This is a genomic window from Thermaerobacter sp. PB12/4term, assembly GCF_003403315.2.
GTDB lineage: Bacteria > Bacillota > Sulfobacillia > Thermaerobacterales > Thermaerobacteraceae > Thermaerobacter.
In genome coordinates, this window is the sequence record NZ_CP048407.1 from 1923260 (window position 1) to 1944712 (window position 21453).

Below are 21453 nucleotides of genomic sequence, written 5' to 3' on the forward strand. Positions count from 1 at the left end.
CGGGGTACCGGCGTGGGCGTCCTGGGGAGGTCACCCGGGAGATGGAGACGGGAGAGTACGGCCACAATTCCGGTGATGCACCGTCACCGGACCGCCATCCCGGCCCGCACGCCCCGGCCGTCCTGGTGGTGGACGACGAGGCGGAAATCCGGCGCCTGCTCCGGCTGTACCTGGAACGGGCCGGGTTCGTCGTGATGGAAGCCGGCGATGGTACGTCCGCCCTGGCGGCTTTCGATGCGGCCGGGCGACAAGGCCGCCCCGTAGCGGCGGTGGTGCTCGACCTGATGCTTCCCGGCATGGACGGGTGGGAGGTCTGCGAACGGCTCCGGGAACGCAGCCCGGTGCCCATCCTCATGCTTACCGCCCGCGGTGACATCCACGAGCGGCTGCACGGCTTTCAACTGGGGGCCGACGACTATGTGGTCAAACCTTTCGACCCGCGGGAGATCGTGGCCCGCGTCCGGGCCCTCCTCCGCCGCGGGATGCCCGCTGCCGGGGCGACCCGGCCTCCGGGGGCCGAACCGGCCCTTGAACTCGGCCGGCTGGTCATCGACCCAGGCGCCCGCACGGTGACGGTCGACGGGCAACCCGTCCCGCTGACCCGCACCGAGTTCGACCTTCTCTACATCCTGGCCCGCCACCGCGGCCAGACGCTGGGCCGCCAGCAGATCCTGGACCGCCTGCGGGGCGGCGACTATTTCGGCGACGAGCGGGTCGTCGACAGCCACGTTCGCAACCTGAGGGAAAAGCTCGAGGCTTTCGGGCTGCGCCACCTCATCGCCACCGTCTGGGGCGTGGGGTACCGTTTTGATGGTTAGGGCGGCTGCAGCGACCGGGCCTTCAGGATCCTACCCCGAGCCGAGCCGCTGTCGCAGCCCATGCCGTTGCAGCTTGCCGCTGGCGGTGCGCGGCAGGGGTTCGGAGGTGAAGAAGACCCTGCGGGGCACCTTGTACCGCGCCAGCCGCTCGGCACAGAAGCGCAGGAGGGCCTCTTCCGTCACCGGAGACGGGTGCGGGGCCGGGTCAGGGGCCGGGGACCCGTACCGGCTCGGTTGCGCTGCCAGCACGGGGGCTGAGGCGCGGCTCCGCTCCGGGTCCCGGGCAGGGGCCGGCGTGCGACCCGCTTCCGGGACCGCGTGCCTCCCGGAGCCAAGGCCCGCATCCGGTGCGGTGTCTAGGTGGGGGTCACGCAGCCGCACCACCGCCACCGGCACCTGCCCCCACTCCGGATCCGGCACCCCGACCACCCCGGCCTCCTCCACCGCCGGGTGGGCCAGCAGCACCGCCTCCACCTCCGCCGGGTAGATGTTCTCACCGCCGGAGATGATCAGGTCGTCCCGGCGATCGGCCACGTAGAGGTAGCCCTCCTCATCCAGGTAGCCCAGGTCGCCGGTGTGGAACCAGCCGTCTCGCCAGGCGCGGGCGGTGGCGTCGGGCCGGTGGTGGTACCCCGGGCTGACCGTGGGACCCTGCACCGCGATCTCCCCCACCTGGCCGGGCGGCAGGTCGCGGCCGCGTTCGTCCACGATGCGCAGCCGGTTGAAGAACAGCGGCTTGCCGGCCGAGCCCAGCTTGCGCAGGGCGTCGACGGGGGCCAGGGTCGCAAACTGGGAGGCCGTCTCCGTCATGCCGTAGGTCTGCACCACCGGGATGCCGCGGGCGGCGCAGGCCTCCAGCAGCGGCCGCGGGGCCGGCCCGCCCCCCAGGAGCACGCAGCGCAGGTGCTCGGGGTAGGGCCGGGGGCCGCGTTCGTCCAGCATGCGCTGGAGCATGGTGGCCACCACCGAGATCACCGTCACCCGGTGCCGCTCGATGGACGCGTTGACCGCCGCCGGGTCGAACCGCCGGTGCAGCACCATGGGGATCCCGTAGATCACCGACCGGAAGACGATGGACAGCCCGCTGACGTGGAAGAGGGGCACGCAGCAGAGCCAGCGGTCGTCCCGGTGAAGGCCCAGGTTGAGGGCCGACTGGACGGCGCTCCAGAAGTGGTTGCCGTAGGTCAGGACGGCGCCCTTGGGCCGGCCCGTGGTCCCCGAGGTGTAGATGATGCAGTGGGGCGCCGCCAGGTCGATGGCGGCTGAAAGGCCCGAGGTCGTGACAGTGGAATCCGCGGCGGCGGAGACCGAGGCGGCGACCCCGGTGGAAGCCATGGCGGCGGGACCGGCGGAAGCCGCCGCAGCGGGCCCGACACCGGCCAGATCGGCCAGGGAGAGAAGGCAAGGCCGCCCCTTCGAGCGGGACGGTGCCCGGGTGGCTTGCGCCGGCTCGGAAGAAGGGTGGGCCGCCACTGCCGCTGCGGTCTCCCCGAACCCCTGGCCGTAGATCAGCCAGTCGGCGCCGCTGTCGGCCACCTGCCAGGCCAGTTCGGCCGGCGTCAGGCGCACGTTGAGGGGAACCAGTACAGCGCCCGCCCGAATCAGGGCGTGGATCAGCACCACGTACCCGGGCTCGTTGGCCGCCAGCGCCGCGACGGTCTGGCCCGGCTGGACACCGGCTGCCCGGAGCCGCTCGGCCAGTGCCGTCGCCGCGGCGTCCAGCGCCGCGAAGGTCCAGCAGCGTTCGTCACGGCTCGCGGCCGGATCGCCGGCCACCAGCAAGGCCAGCCCGCCGGGTTGCAGTTCCGCCTGCCGGTGAAGCCAGTCGGGCATCGGCACGGTCCATCCCCAGGTAGCCGGCCCCCCGGCCGTCCCGGGTCGACCCGGCCCACCGTGCTCCGGCCGTCCCGCCTGATCGGGAAGGGGGGATTGGGGCGTGGTCACGTTTCGACCTCCACCTGGCCTCGTCGGCGTCGTCGCAGGGCAGACGTCACGGCCGCCCTGCGCACCATCACCATCATAGGACTCGTCGCCGAACCAAGACAGGCCTTTTCCCGGTCGCCACCGAAATGGCATCCAGGGACACCAGGCCGTTTGCAAGGAGGGAACCCCATGGCCCACACCATCCATTCCCGTCACGTCCACTACGGCTGGGACAACGGCCTCGAGCCGGTGCTGGAAGTCGAACCCGGCGAGACGGTTGAGTTCGAGGTGGTCGATGCCTCGGGCGGCCAGCTGAACCCCGGTTCGACCGCCGCGGACGTGGCACGGCTTGACTTCGAGCGGGTCAATCCCGTCACCGGACCGGTGTTCATCAAGGGGGCGAAGCCGGGGGACGTGCTGGAGGTCGAGATCCTAGAGTTCGGTCCCGCCCGCTGGGGCTGGACGGCCATCATCCCCGGGTTTGGCCTTCTGGCCGACGAGTTCCCGGAACCCTACCTCAAGATCTGGGACCTGTCGGGGACCGGTGACCGCGCCTGGTTCAACGAGCGCATCGCCGTACCCCTCAACCCCTTCCCGGGCACCATCGGCGTCGCTCTGCCCGAGCCCGGGCGGCACAGCATCGTCCCGCCGCGGAAGAACGGCGGCAATCTGGACATCCGCCACCTGACCACCGGCACCCGGCTGCTCCTGCCGGTGTGGGTCGAGGGGGCGCTCTTCTCCATCGGCGACACCCACGCTGCGCAGGGCGACGGGGAGGTGTGCGGCACGGCCATCGAGGCGGCCATGCAGGTGGCCTGCCGCTTCCGCGTCCGCCGCGACCTGCGCCTGGACGAACCGGCCTTCATCGTGCCGGGCCCGCTGGCGTCGGGCCAGGACCCGCGGGGCTACTTCGTCACCACCGGGATCAGCGACCACCTGATGGAGGCCACCCGCAAGGCCGTGCGGGCGATGATCCGCTATCTGGGGGAGACCTACCACCTGGAGCCTGCGGAGGCCTACGCCCTGGCCAGCGTGGCCGTGGACCTCAAGATCAGCGAGGTCGTCGACGCGCCCAACTGGGTGATCTCGGCGTTCCTCCCCCAGTCCCTGTTCGTCCGGTGAGGAAGGTGCAGGCGGCGGGATATCGACCGCGACGTGCGGCCGGCAGCAAGGGGCGGTGCGGGCGGGACTCGCGCCGCCCCTATACGTTGGCCGATAAGGGGCGCTCGGTCCATGGTCACGACAACTTCGTCTGACCGTCTCGTCTCCTGACCCACCGCTCCACCCATCGTGCCAGTTCCCGCTCATCCATGTCACCAACCGCTACCCGTTCCATGACCTCAACCGCCTCCGCTGGTGGCGGATCGAAGACGAGACCTTCGGACGCAAGCCAGAGGCCGAGTGCCAAGAAAGCCGTCCGCTTGTTTCCATCCACAAACGGGTGGTCGCGCACAAGGGCATGCGCACACGCCGCTGCCTGTGCAACAGGCGTCAGGTAAGCAGGTTGTCCACCGACAGTCTGGAGCGCCCTCGCAACAGCCGCCTCAACGCGACCTACGTCAAGAACCCCTGGCGCGCCACCGCCGAACTCGAGGGCCAGGTCGTGTAGGTAGAGGATCTGAGCGGGGGTGAGACTCATCGCCGGGCGAGCTCTTCGAGGATGACCCGATGCCGTTCGGCGAATCGCCGGGCCTCCTCGACAAACGACGGGTCAACGCCTGTCGCGGAGTCCAAGGGCCGGATGACCACCCGCCGCAGGACACGATCCACCTCGACCTCGACCGGAGCACCCTCCTTCAGCCCCAGCTCATGAAGCTCCCGGGCGGGCAGGGTAACACCAAGGCTCTGGCCGATTCGTAAGATTCGCCGGATCCCCATGGCCATCCCCCCACACAGATCCTGATGAAATCCATTCTAACCTTTCCAACCTCCCGCGCGGCACCGCTGGCTCGTGGCGCGCACGCGGCCGAACACCCTCGGCGGTGCGTGCGGTGCGTGCGGGACGCGCACCGCCTTGTGCTATCATCGTGCCGGTCGAAGACCGCGGCGCGGTCGCAGGGACCCGGAAGGAGCCCAATCCACCGCGGAGGTCGCATGGACGCGGGCGATCGCCATCGAGGTCCCAGGGGGCAGTCCAAGGGGGGCCGGCGGTGACGGGGCGGGCGACCATCCTCATCGTGGATGACGAGCCGGATCTGACCCGGCTTCTGGCCGAGCACCTGACGCGGGAGGGCTTCGCGACCCGGGCGGCGCCGGATGCGGAGACCGCCCTCCGGCTGCTGGACGAGGAGCCGTGCGACCTGGTCATCCTGGACATCATGCTGCCGGGGGTGGACGGGATCGACCTGTTGCGCCGGATCCGCGACCCCCGGCGGGGATGGCCCGACCTGCCGGTGATCATGCTCTCCGCCCGTGGCAGCGTGGTGGACAAGACGGTGGGCCTCTCCTTGGGCGCCGACGACTACGTCGCCAAGCCCTTCAGCCTGCTGGAGCTGACCGCCCGCGTGCACGCGGTGCTGCGCCGGTCCCGGACCCGAGCCACGCAGCCGGCTACGGTGGACCCGGCGCCGCTGGCGACCGCTGGCGCGCCGGGCCCCTCGGCCCCGCCGCCGTCACCCGGCCGGGAGGCGGCGCCCCCCGCGGCCGCGTTCGTCCGGGAACCGCAGGGGACCGGCGGCGAGGTGGTCCGGTGCGGGCCCCTCACCATGGACCTGGCGGCAGCCCGGGTCTGGGTGGACGGGAAGCAGGTCCACCTCACCGCCAGGGAGTACCAGCTGCTGGCATGGTGGATCCGCCACCCCGAGCGGGTCTTCACCAAGCAGCAGATCTACGAAGCCGTTTGGGGCGAGCCCTACGTGACCGACGACAACACGGTCGCCGTCCACATCCACCGGCTGCGGGCGAAGATCGAGCGCAACCCGGAGCGGCCGGAGATCATCCAGACCGTCCGCGGGCTGGGATACCGGCTGGTCTGCGGGCCATGAGCAGCCATGGATTCGGGCTGGCGGCGGGGCCGTGGCCGGTGGCGGCCCTCCTGGCGCTGGCCGTGGCGCTGCTGGCGCTGGCCGCCTGCTGGGGCCTGCGCCGGGAGCTCGGGCGCCTGGCCCGGGCGGTGGACGAGGCCCGGAGCGGCGACGTCCTGACCCGCTTCCACTCCCGGGCCCCCGGGCTGAAGGCGCTCGCGGCCGCGTTCAACCAGATCCTGCGCCGCCTGCACGACCTGGAGGCCGAGCGCAGGCGCGACGAGCAGCGCCGCCGTCAACTCCTGGCGGCCCTCTCCCATGACCTGCGCACGCCGCTGACGGCGGTGCTGGGCTACCTGGAGGCCGTCGCCGGCGGCCACCTCGATCCCGTAACCGAACAGCAATACCTCGCCACGGCTTGCCGGAAGGGCCGGGAGCTGTGGGAGACCCTGGACCGGATCTTCGAGTGGGCGCGCCTCGACCTGGAGGTCGCGGACCTGCCCTCCCCCCGCATCAACCTGGCGGAGCGGCTGCGCCAGGTCCTGATCGAGTTCTACCCTGCGTTCCACCAGCAGGGCGTCGCACTGCGGCCGGAGCTCCCCGAAGAGGCCTGGGTGCGGTGTCACCCCGACCTGGTGGACCGCGTCACCCGGAACCTGGTCGACAACGCGCTCCGCCACGCGCGCGGGATCACGTGCCTGGCGGTGACCCTGCGTCCCGCGGGTCGCACCTGGGAGCTGGTGGTGGCGGACGACGGCGAGCCCGTCGCCGCCGACGTGCTGGCGAACCTGTTCGTCCCCTTCCACCGGCGCCCGGGATCGCCCGGAGCAGGGCTGGGTCTGGCGATCAGCCGCCAGCTGGCCCGTGCCTGGGGCGGGGACCTGCGCGCCTGCCCGCGGCGGCCGCGGGGACTCGCGTTCATCGTCTCCTGGCCGCGATCCGAGCCCGTGGCGGCGTCCCGGGCTGCGCAGGCGGCGGCCACCCCGGTGGGAGGTCGCCCCGGCGAGGGCGAAACGCGCCGGTAGCGGCCGGCCACGGGCCACGGGCTCCGTGCCGGCCCCCACGTCAGGGTGCCGGGGTGTCAGAGCGCCAGGGCGTCCGTGCCGCGGCTGGCTCCGCCCCGACCCGTTGCATCTCCCCTGCTTCCCGCAAGCCACTGGTTGACCGCTTTGTAATCCAGCCTTAATCCAGCCGACGGGTCCCGTTCAACCTCGTCCGGTATGCTGCGGCCGGGAGGTGACACGATGGACAGCACGACGCCCGCCGTGCAGTTGCGCGGGGTGGGCAAGCGGTACGGCCACCGCTGGGCGGTGCGCGACCTGGACATGGCGGTGCGCAGCGGCGAGGTCTATGCCCTGCTCGGCCGCAACGGCGCCGGCAAGACCACGACGCTGCGGATGATCCTGGGCTTGGCGCGGCGATCGACCGGGGAGATCGAGCTGTTCGGGCGCCGCCTCGAAGAATGGAGTGCCGAAGTCTACCGGCGCGTCGGCGCGACGGTGGAGACCCCGGGCTTCTACGGCAACCTGACGGCGCGGGAGAACCTCCTGCACAACCTGATGATCCTCGGCGTCCCGGAACCCCGCCGCATCGACGAGGTCCTCGAACTGGTGGGACTGCGCCAGGCCGCCGACCGGCGGGTGCGGGAGTTCTCCCTGGGCATGCGCCAGCGGCTGGGCATCGCCCGCGCCCTGCTGCACGAACCCCGGCTCCTCATCCTGGATGAACCGACCAACGGGCTCGACCCCGCCGGCATCCGCGAGGTACGCGAGCTGATCCGGGAGCTGGCCGCGGAGAGGCGGATGGCGGTGCTCCTTTCCAGCCACATCCTGGCCGAGGTGGAACAGGTCGCCGACCGGGTCGGCATCCTCCATAAGGGCCGGCTGGTGGAGGAGGTCAGCATGGGCGAGCTGCGGGACCGCGGTCGCACGTATCTGGTGATCGAGACCCGCGAGCCCGAGGCAGCCGTGCGCCTGCTGGAGGAACGCCTCGCGGTGCGCCGCTACACGGTGCTGCCCGGCGGCACGCTGCGGGTCTACGAGCACGTGGACCGGCCGGAGGAGGTCGTCCGCGCACTGGTCGAACAGGGCCTGCAGGTTGCCCACGTGTCGGTGCAGCGGGAGAGCCTGGAGGACCACTTCCTGCGCGCCACCGCGGAGACGACGACGCACCCGCCAGCCGGCTCGAACTGACCACGGGGTCGGCGGCAAGCCAGGGTGGCAACCCGTTGCGCCGTCGATCGCCCCTTGACTGGGAACCGTGACGAGAGCACGTGGAACAGGTGCGCGAAGGCCAGCGGGCCGGCGGCCGCGACGTCCGGGACGACGGCCGGGCACGCGTCTCGGCCGCGCGCACCCGCAACACGCCGCGAGGAGCGCAGAACGGGAGGCGAGGCATATGGCGATCCTGCACGCTGAACTACTGAAGTGGAAGCGGTCGTGGGTCCTCTGGGCCGCCCTGCTGGCGGCGGCGGCCGCGCCGGCCTTGAACGGCCTGATTTTCTGGTCGACCAAGCGCCTGCGGGCCGCCGCCGGCCAGGTCATCGACATCCCCTGGGACGGGTTCTTCGCCCAGGCGGCCTCGTTCGCTCACCTCCTTGTCTACCCCTTGCTGTTCGGCTTCGTGGTGACCTACGCCGTCGCCCGCGAGTTCCAGGAGGGCGCGGCGACCAATCTCTTCGCCCTGCCCGCCAGCCGCACCGCCCTCCTGCTGGCGAAGCTGGGCGCCGCGGCGCTCATCCTAGCGGTGCCCGTGGTGGCGGCGGTGCCGATGGCGGTGGTGGCAGGAACGCCCGTGATCGGCCGCCCGCCGTCGTGGGCCGAGGTGGCCGACGGCCTCCAGGTCCACCTGATCGCAGGGCTCGCCCAATTCCTCCTGACGCCTCTCATCCTCTGGCTGGCGACCCTGACCCGCGGTTACGTGGTGCCAGTGGCGGCGGCGGGTTCCTTCGTCGTCGCCAACGTGGTCTTCAGCATGGCGCCCGGCGATCGATTCCTGTGGTGGCCTACGGCTCTGCCCGCCTGGACGGCGCAGGCCACGTGGCTACCGGACCTCTTCGTTCACCTCCCCGCTTGGTGGGTCGAGCTGCCGCCCCTGTTCGTCGTATTCGTGGCCCTGGCCGCAGTGACGGTGGCCCGCCGGGACGTGATGTGACCACGGGGCCGACGGTCGCCTCGGCTCGGGTGCTGCGCGCCGCCTCGGGTTGCCACGGACGCGGCGGCCGGTCCGGGACATCCTACGGAAAGGAGCGGAAGGAAGGCGCCGCGCCGCAAGCCCGCCGGTCCGGAGAACGCGGCCGGGTAGCGGCGCGGCGCCGGGGAGGAGGCGACGGCCATGCCGACCCTCTGGCCTTGGGTGATCACCTGGGGACTGATCCTGGCCAGCGGGCTCGCCCTGTGGGCCTTCGTGCGCCGGGCCCACTACCAGCGGAACCGGCGCGACAAGATCTAACCGCCCACCATCCACCGGGTCGATGCGGTTCCGCACTCCACTTTGGCCCGCGCCACGACGATCCCGAAGGGACCCAGGGCGTCCACGGTGGCGCGGTACGGCGCCAGACCGGGCACGTCGTCGCAGGCCGGAGCGGGATCCGACAGCGGCTGCACGTCGCGCACCGCAACGCGCCAGATGAGCGGACGAGCCAGCGGGGCGTCAAAGGCCGCGGGCGCCATCTGCAGGGCATGTTCGGCGAAGCGGGCCTGGTCGGGTGCCAGGACCGGGGGAACTTGCGGCACGGAGAGCGGCATCCACACAGCTCCCAGAAGGAGCAGGACGGTGACTGCGGCGGCGGCCGTCGCGAGCCGCCGGTTCTTCCACCAGTCCACGGGGTTCACGCTCCTCTCCTTGGCGCCTCGAGGACTTGACCACGGTATTCGTTGGCGATCGTGGAGCCCAGGCCGGTGCGGGCGCCGAGGTCCGCGTGGGCGTGGACGGGTTTCCGTTCTCGTCCCTGTTGCGGTCCTGGATCGTCGACGCCGGGTGCCCTGGCGGCCGGCCCTTGTGGACCGGGCCGGTTTGTCGTCCTCGGTGCTACCCCATCGCGCGGGTCGTTCGCGCTCATGGGCGTCCTGTGCGACGATGGGCCCGCCCCATCGGGAGGAACACGCCCGGATCCAGCCGCCACGATGTTCAACCGGCGGGGAAGAACACGCCCGGATTCAGCACCCCCGCCGGGTCGAGGTGCGCCTTGAGGGCCCGCAACGCGGCCACGTGACCCGGACCGTGCTCCCGTGCGAAGAACGGCGCGAAGTCGCGGCCGGTACCGTGGTGATGGCTCAGGGTGGCACCGGCCCCCTGAAGCCGGCAAGGACAGGCAGGCCGCCGCTCGGGCCCCCTTAGCCGCAGGCCGGGGGCGGGGCCGCGGGCTGTGACTCGGGCCCGGGACGGGGGCCGCCGACCAGGAGCCGGGGCGCCCTCGCCCATCCGTCCGCGGTTCCTTTCGTCCTCGGCCTGCCCGGCCCCTGGCGGGAACGGCACGGCGGCCGCAGGTTCCTGACGGGAACCTGCGGCCGCCGGCCGGATGCGTCCTGGTCCTACTTGGATGCTCATGGTTCCGTCCCCGCGCGGGTCGACGGCAACCCGGGAGGACCAGTTGACCACGGATCGGAGACCGCGGGCCGGGGATCACGGACCGGCGACCGCGGGCCGGGGACCGCGGACCGCCGCCCCGGACGCCGGACACCGAACCGCGAACCCTTATCGCGACACCGGATCGCACCCCCACCCCGGCGCATCCCGCAACCGGTATGCGAGTGGCCGCTCAGGCGCCGACCTGGACCCCCGCCTCCTCGCCGGTGCCTGCACCCGCGCCCGTGGCCCCGCGCCCCCGGTACACGTCGACGTCCAGGCGTCCCGCCATGCGGCTGGTCAGGATCCCCGCCGTCATGGCGCCGCTGACGTTGAGAGCCGTGCGGCCCATGTCGATCAAGGGCTCCACCGAGATCAGCAGGCCCGCCAGCCCCACGGGCAGGTTCAGCATGGACAGCACCAGCAGCGACGCAAACGTGGCGCCGCCGCCCACGCCCGCCACGCCGAAGGAGCTGATGGCCACCACGCCGACCACGCTGAGCAGGAACCCGGGCGTCCAGGGGTCGATCCCCACCAGGGGCGCCGCCATCACCGCCAGCATGGCCGGATACACGCCGGCGCAGCCGTTTTGGCCGATGGAGAGCCCCAGGGACCCGGCCAGGTTGGCGATGCCCTGGGGCACGCCCAGTTCCTCCACCTGGGTGCGGACGTTGAGCGGCAGGGTCGCCGCGCTCGACCGGGACGAGAAGGCGAAGGTGAGCACGGGCAACGCCTTGCGCACGTAGGCCGCCGGGCTCAGGCCGGCCGCTCCCAGGAAGAGGAGGTGCAGCAGGAACATGGCCGCCAGCGCCGCGTAGGAGGCGACGACGAACTTGCCCAGCTGCCAGATGGCCGTGTAGTCGCTGGTGGCGGCCACCCGGGTCATGATGGCCAGGATGCCGTAGGGCGTGAGCCGGATCACCTGCCGCACCATGCCCATGACCACGCCCTCCAGCGCCCGGACGATCCCGGCGAAGGTCTCGGCCGCCTGGGGGTCCCGGTGCCGCAGGCCCAGGTACGCCGAGCCGACGAAGGCCGCAAAGATCACCACGGCGATGGTCGAAGCGCGCCGCTGCCCGGTGAAGTCAAGGAAGGGGTTGGCGGGCAGCAGCTCCAGCAGCCGCTCGGGCGCCGACATCTGCTGCAGCTCGCCGAAGGTCTGCTCCAGCTGCTGGATGCGCTGGGCCTCCGCCTGGCCCTGGTGGAACTGGCTGGCGTCAAGGCCAAACAGGCCGACGGATCCGATGCCCAGGACGGCCGCGATGGCCGTGGTGGCCACCAGGATCGCGACCACGGTCAGGGCCAGCCGGCCGGTGTTGTCGGCCAGTTCCATGCGGGTGAAGGCGGAGACGATGGCGACGAACACCAGCGGGATGGTCACCATCTGGAGCAGCTTGACGTAGCCCGTCCCCACCAGGTTGAACCACTCCACCGAGGCAGGGATCACCCCGGGCTGCGCCTGGTAGGCGGTGTGAAGAACGAGTCCGTAGGCCACGCCGAGCCCAAGGCCGGCGAACACCCGGCTGGAAAAGCTGAGGCCGCGGCCCTTCAGCCCGTAGAGCACCGCGATCAGGACGAACAGGCCGGCGACGTTCAGCGCCACGGGAAGCCATGCCATTGCGGCATCCTCCTCACCTACCCGGTTTCCCCTGCTGCGGCCGCCGCGGCGGTCCCGAAGCATCCCTCCTAATCCGCTCGGCATACTCATTAAATCCCAGGGCGCTCCCGGGCGCAAGGGACACCGGTCACGGTAACCCGGCCTGCACCGAACCCACCGCAGCCGTGCCTACTTGAAGCAACACAACGGCCCCGCGGCAACAGCGGGGCCTCCGGTCGACATCGGTGGGCGGACCGAACCTATGCGCGGAACCGCGGTGTGCCCATCAGGGAAACCGCGGGAACTTGCTCCAGTCGGGCTTGCGCTTCTCCAGAAAGGCCCGCTGGCCTTCCTTGGCCTCGTCGGTGAGGTAGTAGATCAAGGTGGCGTCGCCCGCCAGCTGCTGCAGGCCCGCCAGGCCGTCGGTGTCGGCGTTGAAGGCCGCCTTGAGCATGCGGATGGCGATGGGGCTCTTGTCTAGGATCTCCCGGGCCCACTTGACGCCCTCCGCCTCCAGCTGGTCGGCGGGCACGACGGCGTTGACCAGCCCCATCTCCAGGGCTTCCTGGGCGGTGTACTGGCGGCAGAGGTACCAGATCTCGCGAGCCTTCTTGTGCCCCACGATGCGTGCCAGCAGGCCGGCGCCGTAGCCGCCGTCGAAGCTGCCGACCCGAGGCCCCGCCTGGCCGAAGCGGGCGTTGTCCGCGGCGATGGTCAGGTCGCAAACCACGTGCAGCACGTGGCCGCCGCCGATGGCGTAACCGGCCACCAGGGCGATGACCGGCTTGGGCAGCGTGCGGATCTGGCGCTGCAGGTCCAGCACGTTGAGCCGCGCCATGCCCCCTTCGTCCACGTAGCCGCCGTGGCCCCGCACCTTCTGGTCGCCACCGCTGCAGAAGTTGCCTCCCGCCCCCGTCAGCAGGACCACGCCGATGCGCGGGTCGTTCCGGGCGTCGGTGAAGGCGTCCTGCATCTCCATGACCGTTTCGGGCCGGAAGGCATTGAGCACGTGCGGCCGGTTGATGGTGATCTTGGCGATGCCCTCGCCGTCGGCCTTCTCGTAGATGATGTCCTCGTAATCCTTGACCTTGATCCAGCGCGGAAGCTGGACGTCCGTCGCCATCCCCTTCCCTCCCCGGTGATCTTGCCCAGTGGGGCTGCCTGTCCATCGTACCACGCCATCGTACCACGCCCGGCGCCCGGCGGGCCCGGGACGGACGCGGGCGGGCCGCGCCGCGCCGCCGGCTGGGCGACGCCGGTGCCACGCGGCTGTTCAGGGCCCGTGAGGGCTTTCGTTGCGCGCAGGACCTGCCTGGCTTAAAACCGGTGCTCCCGCCAGAAGGCTCTCACCTCCCGGACGAACGCGGCCGGTTCTTCCAGGTGGACGGTGTGCCCTGCCCCCGGGACGATCACCGCCCGCCCGCGCGGAATCCGCCCGGCCATGGTGCGGGCCAGGGCGGCGTACTTGGCATCGGCCGCACCCGCCAGGCACAGCACCGGCATGGGGAGATCCGCCAGGCGGTCCCAGAGGGGCGTCTGAACCCCGGCCCCCATGCCTCGCAGGCTGCCGGCCAGCCCCCGCGGTCGCTGGGCCAGGCGGGTGGCCCGGACCGACGCCCGGGCGGCGGGGTCGAGGTCCTTAAGCCCGGCAAAGAGGGGAAGCTCTTCCCAGGCCCGGGTGAAGGCCCCGACCCCCTCCTCCTCGATCCGGCGGGCCAGGGCCTCGTCGGACCGGCGGCGGGCCTCCCGCTCGCCGGGGCCGGCCAGCCCGGGCGACGACGACTCCAGCACCACCGAAGCCACCCGCTCCGGCGCCGCGGCCGCCAGGCTCAGGGCCACCCGCCCGCCCATGGAGTAGCCCACCAGGTGCACTCGCCCGATGCCCAGCCGGTCCAGCAGGGCCACCAGGTCGGCGACCTGCTCCTCCATGTGGTAGCGGTCCGGGCCGGCCGGCGCCGCCGACCGGCCGTGGCCCAGAAGGTCGACGGCCAGCAGTGGCCCCGCGGCGGCCAGCTGGGACCAGACCCCCGCCCAGGTGGCGGTGCTGCCGGTGAAACCGTGGAGCAGCAGCGCCGGTTCCGGGAGCATGGAGGTGTCGCCGCCCAGCAGAAGCGGCGCCGGTTCCAGATGCCTTGAGGCGCCGCCGGACCGTGGCGCCAGCTCCGAGAGCCTGGGGGCGCCGCCGGCCCGTAGTGCCGCTTCAGGAAGTCCCGACGGGCCCCCGGCTGAGCCGGGAGCCCCGACTGGCCCGCCCCCCGCGGCCAGCCCGGCCACGGCCGGCGTCGCGGGCCCGCCGGAGCCGGAGGGCGAGGGCCGCCGGGGATCACCGGGGCGCGAGGGCGCGGCGTCCCCATCCAGTGGCAGGGTCGCCGTCTCTCTCCCCGGCTCCCGGGTCGCGGGCTCCCCGCCCGGCCGGGAGGCCGCGGCCGCGAGCGCACCGCTCTGGTGGAGCGGCCAGCCCTCGGCTTCGACGTAATAGCGGGCCCCGCGGACCCGGACGAACCCGGCCCGGGCACCCCCGGCCGGAGGCGCAGCCCCAGGCTCCTGACCGGTCCTGCCGGCCCCAGGACCCCGAGCCTGCCCGCCGGCCCCATGTTCCCCAGCCCTCCCGCCGGCGCCGGGCTCACCAGCCTTCCCGCCGGCGCTGTGCTCGCCAGCCTTCCCGCCGTCCGACTCCCCCGCCTGCCCGGTGCCCGGCCCCGCGGCCTGTCCGGTGCTCGACTCCGCGGCCTGCGCTGCCAGCAAGTCCGGCGGCCGGGGTACCGGGGCCTCCTGGTCCGGACGCCCCCTGCCCTCCGCTGCCGGGCGGGCTGAAATCGCCGCAGCCCCATGGCCGTCGGGCTCCAGGGCCCGGGCGGTGGCCGCCTCCGCCGGCTCACCTGCCAGCCCGGCCTCTGCCAGCGCGGCCGCCACCGCCTGCCAGATCTGCCGGTGGTGGTCCACATTGCGCTGCCGGTTCGTCCGGATCTCGACGATGGACGGGCCAGGGGTGTTGCCGTCCGCAGGGCCGGTGCGCTCCCCGGGGGCGCCCGCAGCGCCCGGGAGGCCGGTTCCACCGCCGCCCGGCGCCCGGCCGAGCGCCTCCTGCACGGCCGCCCGGAAGGCGTCCCAGGTGTCCACCCGGCGGTAGGGGATCCCGTACAGGGCCGCGGCGTGGCGAAAGTCCAGCCCGTGGGGCGTGCCCCAGAGGGGCTCAAACTCCGCCGGATCCAGCCGGCTCTGGGCCAGGAAGGAGAAGATCCCCCCGCCGTCGTTGTTCACCACCACCGTGACCAGGGGCAGGCCGTAGCGGGCGGCCGCCCAGAGACCGTTAAGGTCGTGATAAAAGGAAAGGTCGCCGATCAGCAGCACCACGGGCCCCTCGCCGGCCGCCGCCACCCCTGCGGCGGTGGAGACCACCCCGTCGATGCCGGCGGCTCCGCGGTTGGCCAGGATGCGGACGGGGCGCGGGCCCGCCGGGAAAAAGGTGTCCACGTCCCGGATGGGCATGCTGTTGCCGGCAAAGAGCAGGCTGCCCGCAGGCAGGAGCCGGGCCAGCTCCGCCACCACCCGGGGCTCGGCCGGTTCGTCCCACCGGGCCAGCTGGCGGGCCATGGCCTGGCGGGCGATGTGGTTGAGGCGCTGCCAGAGGCCCAGCCAGGAACCGGCGCCCGGAGGCCTTGACGCATCGCCGGGCGCCGGGACGGGATCCACCGGACCGCCGGCGCCTACCGAACCGGCCGGGACGCTCCCGCTGGAGAAACCGGTGGAGGAACCGGCCGTCCCTTGGCCGGGCAGTGCGCCTTCATCCTGGTGCGCCGGTGGGCCGCCCGCCCGGGATGCCACCCCCGTCCCGGCGGTTTGCCGGGTCTCCGACCCCGGGGCACCTTCGCGTTGCGTATCGGCCACGGCGCCGGGCCCGCCCTGCCCGCCGCCGGGCTGTGCCTCGCCAGCCGGGGCCGGTTCGTCCCCGCAATAGGCCGCCGCCAGCTGCGCCAGCTGCCAGCAGGCCTGCACGGGGTCCGCCCGCACCACCAGCGCCGCCCCGTGGCTGGGGTCGGGCCAGCCGCCCTCGTCGATCACCACCTGCACGGCCCGGGGGTGCCGCTCCAGGAACTGGGCCAGGGGCTTGGACACCGGCATGCCGCCCAGGCGCAGGACCACGTCGGGGGCCAGGGCCGACGCCAGGGCGGGGACCCGCAGGAACGCATCGTAGGCATCGATGATGGGGCCCGGGATGGGGCCCTGCATCCCGCCCTGGGCGGAACCCTGAACGGAACCCGCCACGGGCCCCTCGGCGGGGTCCTGGGCGACGCCCTCCCCGGTCGCCTGCGCCTCCCGGGCCAGCCCGGGGGCCGTCCCGGCGGCCTCGTTCCCGGCCGCGCCTCCGGCCACCCCGCCGCCCGGGCCGGCGGCCGCCGCGGCATCCGGCCCCGCAGCCACCGCCTCACCCTGCTGGGCCGCGGGTGCCGCCCCACCCTGCTGACCCCAAGCCGCAGGTCCACCCTGCCGCGTCCCGGCCGCCGGCCCGGCCTGCCGAGCCGCCTGCTGCGCCCCGTACGCCTCCGCGGACGCATGGGGGCCGCACCGCACCCCGGACAGGGGATCGGCCAGCACCGGCAAGCCAAGGCGCCGGGCCAGCCGGGTCACCGCCACGGCCAGGGGCGGTCCCTCCGCCGAGAAGGCCGGTGCGCCGCCGGGACCGCCCGCCGCCGGCCCCACACCGGGGGCCACCGCCAGTACGGGAGAAAGGGGCCCGCAGACGATGAGCCCCCGCCGCGCACCGGCCAGCAAGCCGAAGAGCTCGTGGGCCTGGGCCTCCGTCAGGGCAGCGGCCCCGAGCCTTGGCTCGACGGGCTGCCGCCGGGCAGGCCGCGGCTGAGCGGACGTCAGCGGGGCCTGCCACGGCCCTCCGGACACCGGCTGGGCAGGGCCACCAGCCAGCCGCCCCTCGCCGGCGAGGTGCGCCTCGACGGCCTCCCGATCCGGCGGGCCCTGTCCAACCGGCTCCCCCCCGGCGAGCCCGCGTTCAACGGCCGCCAGGCCTTGCACCATGCCAACGGCATCAGCGGCTGCGGCCGCCCCCACCGCAGCGGGATGGGACGAGGCGCCGGCTCCGGCCGGCCGGGATGCTGCCGGCGCCTCCGGCACCAGGGGCTCCCGGAAGGGCACGTTCAGGTGGACGGGCCCGGCCGGGGCCGCCAGGGCCTCGGTCACCGCCCGCACCGCCGCCCGGGTCACGTAGGCCCGGGCAGCGGGGTCGTCTTCCGGCAGGGGCAGGTCGGCAAACCACTTGGCGTGCCGGCCGTAGAGGTGGATCTGGTCCACGGTCTGGGAGGCGCCGAACTCCCGCAGCTCGTGGGGCCGGTCGGCGGAAAGGACCACCAGCGGAACCCGGCCGTAGCGCGCTTCGATCACCGCCGGGTAGAAGTTGGCCGGCGCCGTCCCCGACGTGGCCACCACCGCCGCCGGGCGGCCCGTAGCGCGCCCGAGCCCCAGGGCGAAAAAGGCCGCCGAGCGCTCGTCCAGCTGCACCCAGAGCCGCACCCCAGGGTGCCGGGCCGCCGCCAGGGCCAGAGGCGTGGACCGCGACCCCGGGCAGACCACCACGTGCTCGACCCCCGCGCTCACCAGGCCGTCCATCAGGGCCAGAGCCCAGGCCAGGTTGGTCCGGCCCAGGTCCGGTCCCGGCGGCGCCGCAGGTCCGGCCACCACAGCAGGTGCGATGGTCCCAGGGAGGCCGGAAGGCCCGGCGGATCCACCAGGACCGGCAGGCGCGTCAGCCCCCGCAAGGCCCGCAGGCCCGGCAGCTCCAGCGGGACCCGCAGGGCCGGCGGACCCGTTGCCGGCGTCTTCCGTCACGGAGGAAGCGCCGGCCACCGCACCCCCCGCTGCGGGCCCGCCGGCGGCGCCGGCCCTTCCCGCGCCGGGCTCCTCCCGCTTCCCTTGGGGGCCTGCTCCGACCGGCTCAGCCACCGTGGTCCACCTCCGTGGCGCCGGGTTCCACCCCCAGGGCGGCTGCCAGCGGCTGCAGCTTCAGGGCCGTCTCCTGCCACTCGCGCCCCGGATCCGACCCCGCCACCACGCCGCAGCCGGCAAAGAGCCACGCCTCGGTCCCCCGCACCACCCCCGAACGGATGGCCACCGCCATCTCCCCCTCGCCCCGGTGGTCGAACCAGCCCAGGGGAGCCGCGTACCAGCCCCGGGTTCGGCCCTCCCAGCGGCGGATGAACTCCAGGGCCCGCTCCCGCGGCCAGCCGCCCAAAGCCGGCGTGGGATGGAGCCGCGCCACCAGCTCCGGCACCGTGGCGCCGTCGACCACCCCGGTGATGGGCGTGTACAGGTGCTGCACGTTCTGCAGCTGGAGCAGGCGGGGCTCCGCCGGGACGTCCAGCACCCGGCAGACCGGCCCCAGGGTGTCGCGCAGCATCCGCACCACCAACGCGTGTTCTTCCCTTTCCTTGGGGCTGGCCAGCAGTTCCCGGGCCAGGGCGGCGTCGGCTTCGGGGGTCGCCCCCCGGGCGGTCGAACCGGCCACCGCGGCCGTCTCCACGCGCCGGTCCCGGAGCCGCACCAGCCGCTCGGGCGTGGCCCCCAGGAAGACGGTGCGGTCCCGGGCCACGGCGAAGACGAAGCATTCGGGGTAACCGGCCTGCAGCCGGCGCAGGGCCGCCCCGGGATCGAAGGCCGCCCCGGCGCGCAGGTGCAGCCGGCGCGCCAGGACCACCTTGGCCAGCTCGCCCCGGCCGATGGCATCCAGCGCCGCACGTACCATGGCCTCCCAGGCCTCCCGGCCGGGCACGGCCCGGGCCCCGATGAGGGACGGGGCTCCGCCGGCACCGGACGGCCGGGCGGACGAACCGGGCCCGCCCCGCCCGCCAGCCTCACAGCGCGGGCCCGGCGCACCGGGTTCGGCACCGAGCCCTCCGGCCCCGGCCGGCCGGGAACCGGCCGGGCCGCCTGCTGCAGCCGCCGCCTTGCCCGGCCCGCCGGCTCCCGGGGCACCGGCAGGCTCGCGGGGGTCCGTCCCGCGGCTTCCCGGGCGTCGCCCGGCCGTTGAAGCCACGGCCAGCAGCGAGAGCCAGCGGCGGCCGCGCTCTCCCGCGGCGGTGGTGGCCGCCGCGGGCACGTGCAGCCGGATGCCCCCCGGGAAGATCCAGCCGGCCCCTTCGCCGGCACCGTCCGCGGCCGAGGTCCCGGCCGCCGTCCCCGCCTCCGTCCCCACCCCGGGCACCACCACCCGGTTGAAGGTGAGCCAGGTCTCGCCGCCTGTCCGGGTGACCAGCAGCTCCGGCAGAACGAAGCGGGCCGCAGGGAAGCCGGCCCACAGCAAATCCGCCGGCTCCTGGGGGTCGAAGGCAAAGCCCCCCACCACCACCGGTCCCGTGCCCCACACGCCGTGGGGCGCATCGATGAGCGCTCCCTCACACAGGGCCTGCCAGGCGGAAGCCAGCGCCGGGGCGATGGCGGCCAGGGGCCCGGCGGGACCGGCGCCGGCCGCTTCAGACTCGGCAGCCACGCCCGGACCGGCTTCCAGGACGGCTGCCGCCCCCAGGGCGACCATGGCCATGGTGCCGCCGGGAGCGGACCAGAGAGCCCGCTCCCGGGTCAGGATGGCGGCGCCCTCAAACAGGGCGATGGGGTCCAGGTCCTCGGCGGCGACGGTAAAGCTCACCACGGAAGGTCGCCGCCCGCGCCGGGCCTGGTCCCGCGCGCGGGCATGGAGCCGGTCCAGATCGCGACTTACGGGTCCCGTGAGGGACGCAAGGTGGGGCACTTCCCTGGCCAAGGATGTCATCCCTCTATCCTGAGGATCGTTCGTTCGTTGAACCCGGCGGATTGTTGGTTCCTTGAATCGGCAACGGCTGGCGTCCCCGGTGAACTCTGGGTGAACGTTCATTCACCGGCGACCCAAAGCAGGGATGTTCGTGAGCCAGGCCCAAATCCCTTCCTCACCACCGCCCGCCTCGGCTGGGCCGCCCAAGCCGGCGGGTCCCGCAAGACCGACGGCCCGCGGGATGTGCTCGGCGCACCGCTGGCGGCAGATCCGCCCAGGCCGGCGGGTCCCGCAAAACCCCGGTCCTGTCAGGACCAAAGGGCCGATCGCAGCCACCACCAGCCGTATCCCGCCACCAGCGAGACCCCCGCCGCCTTGTATAGCCCCAGGGCCAGCCGTCCCAGGCGGTAAAGGTCCTGGTGCCGGTAAGGCCGGGCCAGGAAGAGCGGGGCCTGCCGCAGGCAGCGGGCCGCGGGCACCAGCGTGGCCAGCACCAGGGCGGGCAGCCGCCCGGCCGCCACCCCCGCCACCACCAGCACCGCCGTGGCCGCCACCCACCCGAAGTACAGGCGCAGGGCGCGCGTCTCTCCCAGCCGCGCCGCCACGGTCATCTTGCCGGTGGCCCGGTCTTCTTCGATGTCGTGGATCGACTCGGCATAGAGGATCAGGGCCACCAGGGACACCAGGGGCAAGGAGGCCACCAGCGCCTCCAGGGAAAGGGTGCGGGCCTGGACGTAGTACGAACCCAGCACCAGCACCGCGCCCATGTTGAGTCCCACCATGACCTCGCCGAACCCGCGGTAGCCGTAGCGGATGGGCGGAGCCGTGTAGAAGAGCCCGCTGGCAATGCCCAGCAGGCCGAAGGCCAGGGCGGGCCAGCCCGTGCGTGCCGCCAGGTAGCCGCCCACCAGAGCGCCGAAGCCGAAGGTGGCCCAAGCTCCCCGGCGCAGGCTGTCCGGGCTGAGCCATCCCGCCTGGATCACGCCGCTGCCGCCGGTGAAGGGTGCATCGCCCTCGTACATGATGTAGTCGAAGTAGTCGTTGGCCATGTCGGTGCCGGCGTGGATGGCCAGGCTGCCCAGCATGGTGAGCAGCGCCAGCCAGGGGTCGAAGTGGCCCTCCCCGCCGGCCACCAGGATCCCCACCAGCACGGGGATGATGGTGACCGGCTTGAGGTGGGGGCGGCTGGCCTGGAACCAGGCCCGGGCCAGCAGGCGCCAGGAGCGGGCGGTGGGTGCCTCGGCCCCTGCGGCCGCCGCGGCCGTCCCTGCCCCACCGGACCGGAGCCGTCCCGCGCCGCCGTCCCGCCCGATCTTCGGAGGCCTTGCCCCCGGGCTGCCGGCGCGCAGGCCGGTAGCCGGCTCGCCCCCGTCCGACCGCTCGCTACCGGCAGCCGCAGGGGTCGCCGCAGCCTCCGCACGCCCCCCTGAACCCGCGGCCGGCGCCGGCGCGCTCGCGGCCGCCGCCCGTGCCATGGCCGGGCCGTGTTCGTCCGCCTGGTGCACCGGATATCTCCCCCATCGCGCGCCCCGTTGACCGGGTCACGCACCCGTCCGGGTGGCCAGTGTACCGTTCCAGGTGCCCTGTTGCACGTCTCTTATTGTAACGAAGGAAACGGGTTCCGGCCTGTTGCCGGGATGGCGGAACCCGGCTATACTGTCCCTAATCTCCATTGACAACGCATGCGGCCGGCCGAGCCGGCCGACCCCTCTCTTATCCAGAGCGGTCGAGGGACGGGCCCGATGACGCCGCGGCAACCGGCGACCTTGGTCGTGCGGTGCCAACTCCCGCGGCTCCCTCCGGGAGCCGAGAGATGAGAGAAGGGGGACG

The 21453-nt window shown here is 73.4% G+C and carries 17 protein-coding genes and 1 riboswitch; of the genes, 7 read left to right on the forward strand and 10 right to left on the reverse strand.

From position 1 onward, the window contains the following. Window positions 1–41 precede the first annotated feature (41 nt). A complete protein-coding gene (locus DYI95_RS07980; RefSeq protein WP_116900306.1) occupies window positions 42–818 on the forward strand; it encodes a response regulator transcription factor in 777 nt (258 codons plus the stop codon). Between the two features lie 30 nt (window positions 819–848). On the opposite strand, the gene menE is transcribed toward DYI95_RS07980, so the two are convergent. Beyond that, the gene (gene menE, locus DYI95_RS07985; protein ID WP_116900305.1) at window positions 849–2651 is read right to left on the reverse strand and encodes an o-succinylbenzoate--CoA ligase; all 1803 of its coding nucleotides are present in this window, start codon (window positions 2649–2651) and stop codon (window positions 849–851) included. A 279-nt stretch (window positions 2652–2930) separates the two neighbouring features. Here menE and DYI95_RS07990 point away from each other — a divergent pair, with 279 nt between their 5' ends. After that, window positions 2931–3863, forward strand: a complete 933-nt coding sequence (locus tag DYI95_RS07990) for an acetamidase/formamidase family protein (protein ID WP_116900304.1) — start codon at window positions 2931–2933, stop codon at window positions 3861–3863. A 115-nt stretch (window positions 3864–3978) separates the two neighbouring features. On the opposite strand, the gene DYI95_RS07995 is transcribed toward DYI95_RS07990, so the two are convergent. Together DYI95_RS07995 and DYI95_RS08000 are read right to left on the reverse strand one after the other, a co-directional pair. Next, entirely contained in the window at window positions 3979–4380 is a 402-nt protein-coding gene (locus DYI95_RS07995) for a type II toxin-antitoxin system death-on-curing family toxin (RefSeq protein ID WP_116900303.1), read from the reverse strand. Then, window positions 4377–4625 (reverse strand): AbrB/MazE/SpoVT family DNA-binding domain-containing protein, encoded by a 249-nt coding sequence (locus DYI95_RS08000; RefSeq protein WP_243149693.1) that lies wholly within the window; start codon window positions 4623–4625, stop codon window positions 4377–4379. The genes DYI95_RS07995 and DYI95_RS08000 overlap by 4 nt, the downstream gene beginning before the upstream one ends. A gap of 266 nt (window positions 4626–4891) precedes the next feature. On the opposite strand from DYI95_RS08000, the gene DYI95_RS08005 reads away from it, so the two are divergent. The 5 genes from DYI95_RS08005 to DYI95_RS08025 all read left to right on the forward strand — a co-directional run bounded on the left by DYI95_RS08005 (window position 4892) and on the right by DYI95_RS08025 (window position 9154). Continuing rightward, window positions 4892–5725, forward strand: a complete 834-nt coding sequence (locus DYI95_RS08005; RefSeq protein WP_116900302.1) for a response regulator transcription factor — start codon at window positions 4892–4894, stop codon at window positions 5723–5725. Beyond that, a complete protein-coding gene (locus tag DYI95_RS08010; RefSeq protein ID WP_116900301.1) occupies window positions 5722–6729 on the forward strand; it encodes a sensor histidine kinase KdpD in 1008 nt (335 codons plus the stop codon). Before DYI95_RS08005 ends, DYI95_RS08010 begins: the two co-directional genes overlap by 4 nt. 219 nt (window positions 6730–6948) lie before the next feature. Next, entirely contained in the window at window positions 6949–7896 is a 948-nt protein-coding gene (locus DYI95_RS08015) for an ABC transporter ATP-binding protein (protein WP_116900300.1), read from the forward strand. Window positions 7897–8101: 205 nt separating this feature from the next. Then, entirely contained in the window at window positions 8102–8857 is a 756-nt protein-coding gene (locus DYI95_RS08020) for an ABC transporter permease (RefSeq protein ID WP_116900299.1), read from the forward strand. 180 nt (window positions 8858–9037) lie between these two features. Beyond that, window positions 9038–9154 (forward strand): histidine kinase, encoded by a 117-nt coding sequence (locus DYI95_RS08025; protein ID WP_116900298.1) that lies wholly within the window; start codon window positions 9038–9040, stop codon window positions 9152–9154. On the opposite strand, the gene DYI95_RS08030 is transcribed toward DYI95_RS08025, so the two are convergent. From DYI95_RS08030 to menA, 7 genes are all read right to left on the reverse strand, one after another. Continuing rightward, the gene (locus DYI95_RS08030; protein ID WP_116900297.1) at window positions 9151–9537 is read right to left on the reverse strand and encodes a hypothetical protein; all 387 of its coding nucleotides are present in this window, start codon (window positions 9535–9537) and stop codon (window positions 9151–9153) included. The two genes, DYI95_RS08025 and DYI95_RS08030, sit on opposite strands and share 4 nt — an antisense overlap. A 295-nt stretch (window positions 9538–9832) precedes the next feature. Next, window positions 9833–10252: an FAD-binding oxidoreductase gene (locus DYI95_RS13285; RefSeq protein WP_116900296.1), complete on the reverse strand. Its 420-nt coding sequence runs from the start codon at window positions 10250–10252 to the stop codon at window positions 9833–9835. Window positions 10253–10463: 211 nt separating this feature from the next. Beyond that, window positions 10464–11888, reverse strand: a complete 1425-nt coding sequence (locus DYI95_RS08040) for an L-cystine transporter (protein WP_116900295.1) — start codon at window positions 11886–11888, stop codon at window positions 10464–10466. A 265-nt stretch (window positions 11889–12153) separates the two neighbouring features. Further along, complete coding sequence (menB, locus tag DYI95_RS08045; RefSeq protein WP_006903512.1) at window positions 12154–12990, reverse strand: 1,4-dihydroxy-2-naphthoyl-CoA synthase; 837 nt, start codon at window positions 12988–12990, stop codon at window positions 12154–12156. Between the two features lie 194 nt (window positions 12991–13184). Next, window positions 13185–17822, reverse strand: coding sequence for a 2-succinyl-5-enolpyruvyl-6-hydroxy-3-cyclohexene-1-carboxylic-acid synthase (gene menD / locus DYI95_RS08050; protein ID WP_116900294.1), 4638 nt, complete (start codon window positions 17820–17822; stop codon window positions 13185–13187). Continuing rightward, the gene (locus DYI95_RS08055) at window positions 17815–19524 is read right to left on the reverse strand and encodes an isochorismate synthase MenF (RefSeq protein WP_243149694.1); all 1710 of its coding nucleotides are present in this window, start codon (window positions 19522–19524) and stop codon (window positions 17815–17817) included. The genes menD and DYI95_RS08055 overlap by 8 nt, the downstream gene beginning before the upstream one ends. 407 nt (window positions 19525–19931) lie before the next feature. Beyond that, a complete protein-coding gene (menA, locus tag DYI95_RS08060) occupies window positions 19932–21128 on the reverse strand; it encodes a 1,4-dihydroxy-2-naphthoate octaprenyltransferase (RefSeq protein WP_116900292.1) in 1197 nt (398 codons plus the stop codon). 205 nt (window positions 21129–21333) lie between these two features. Next, window positions 21334–21443, forward strand: a riboswitch (SAM riboswitch). The last annotated feature ends 10 nt before the right edge of the window (window positions 21444–21453 follow it).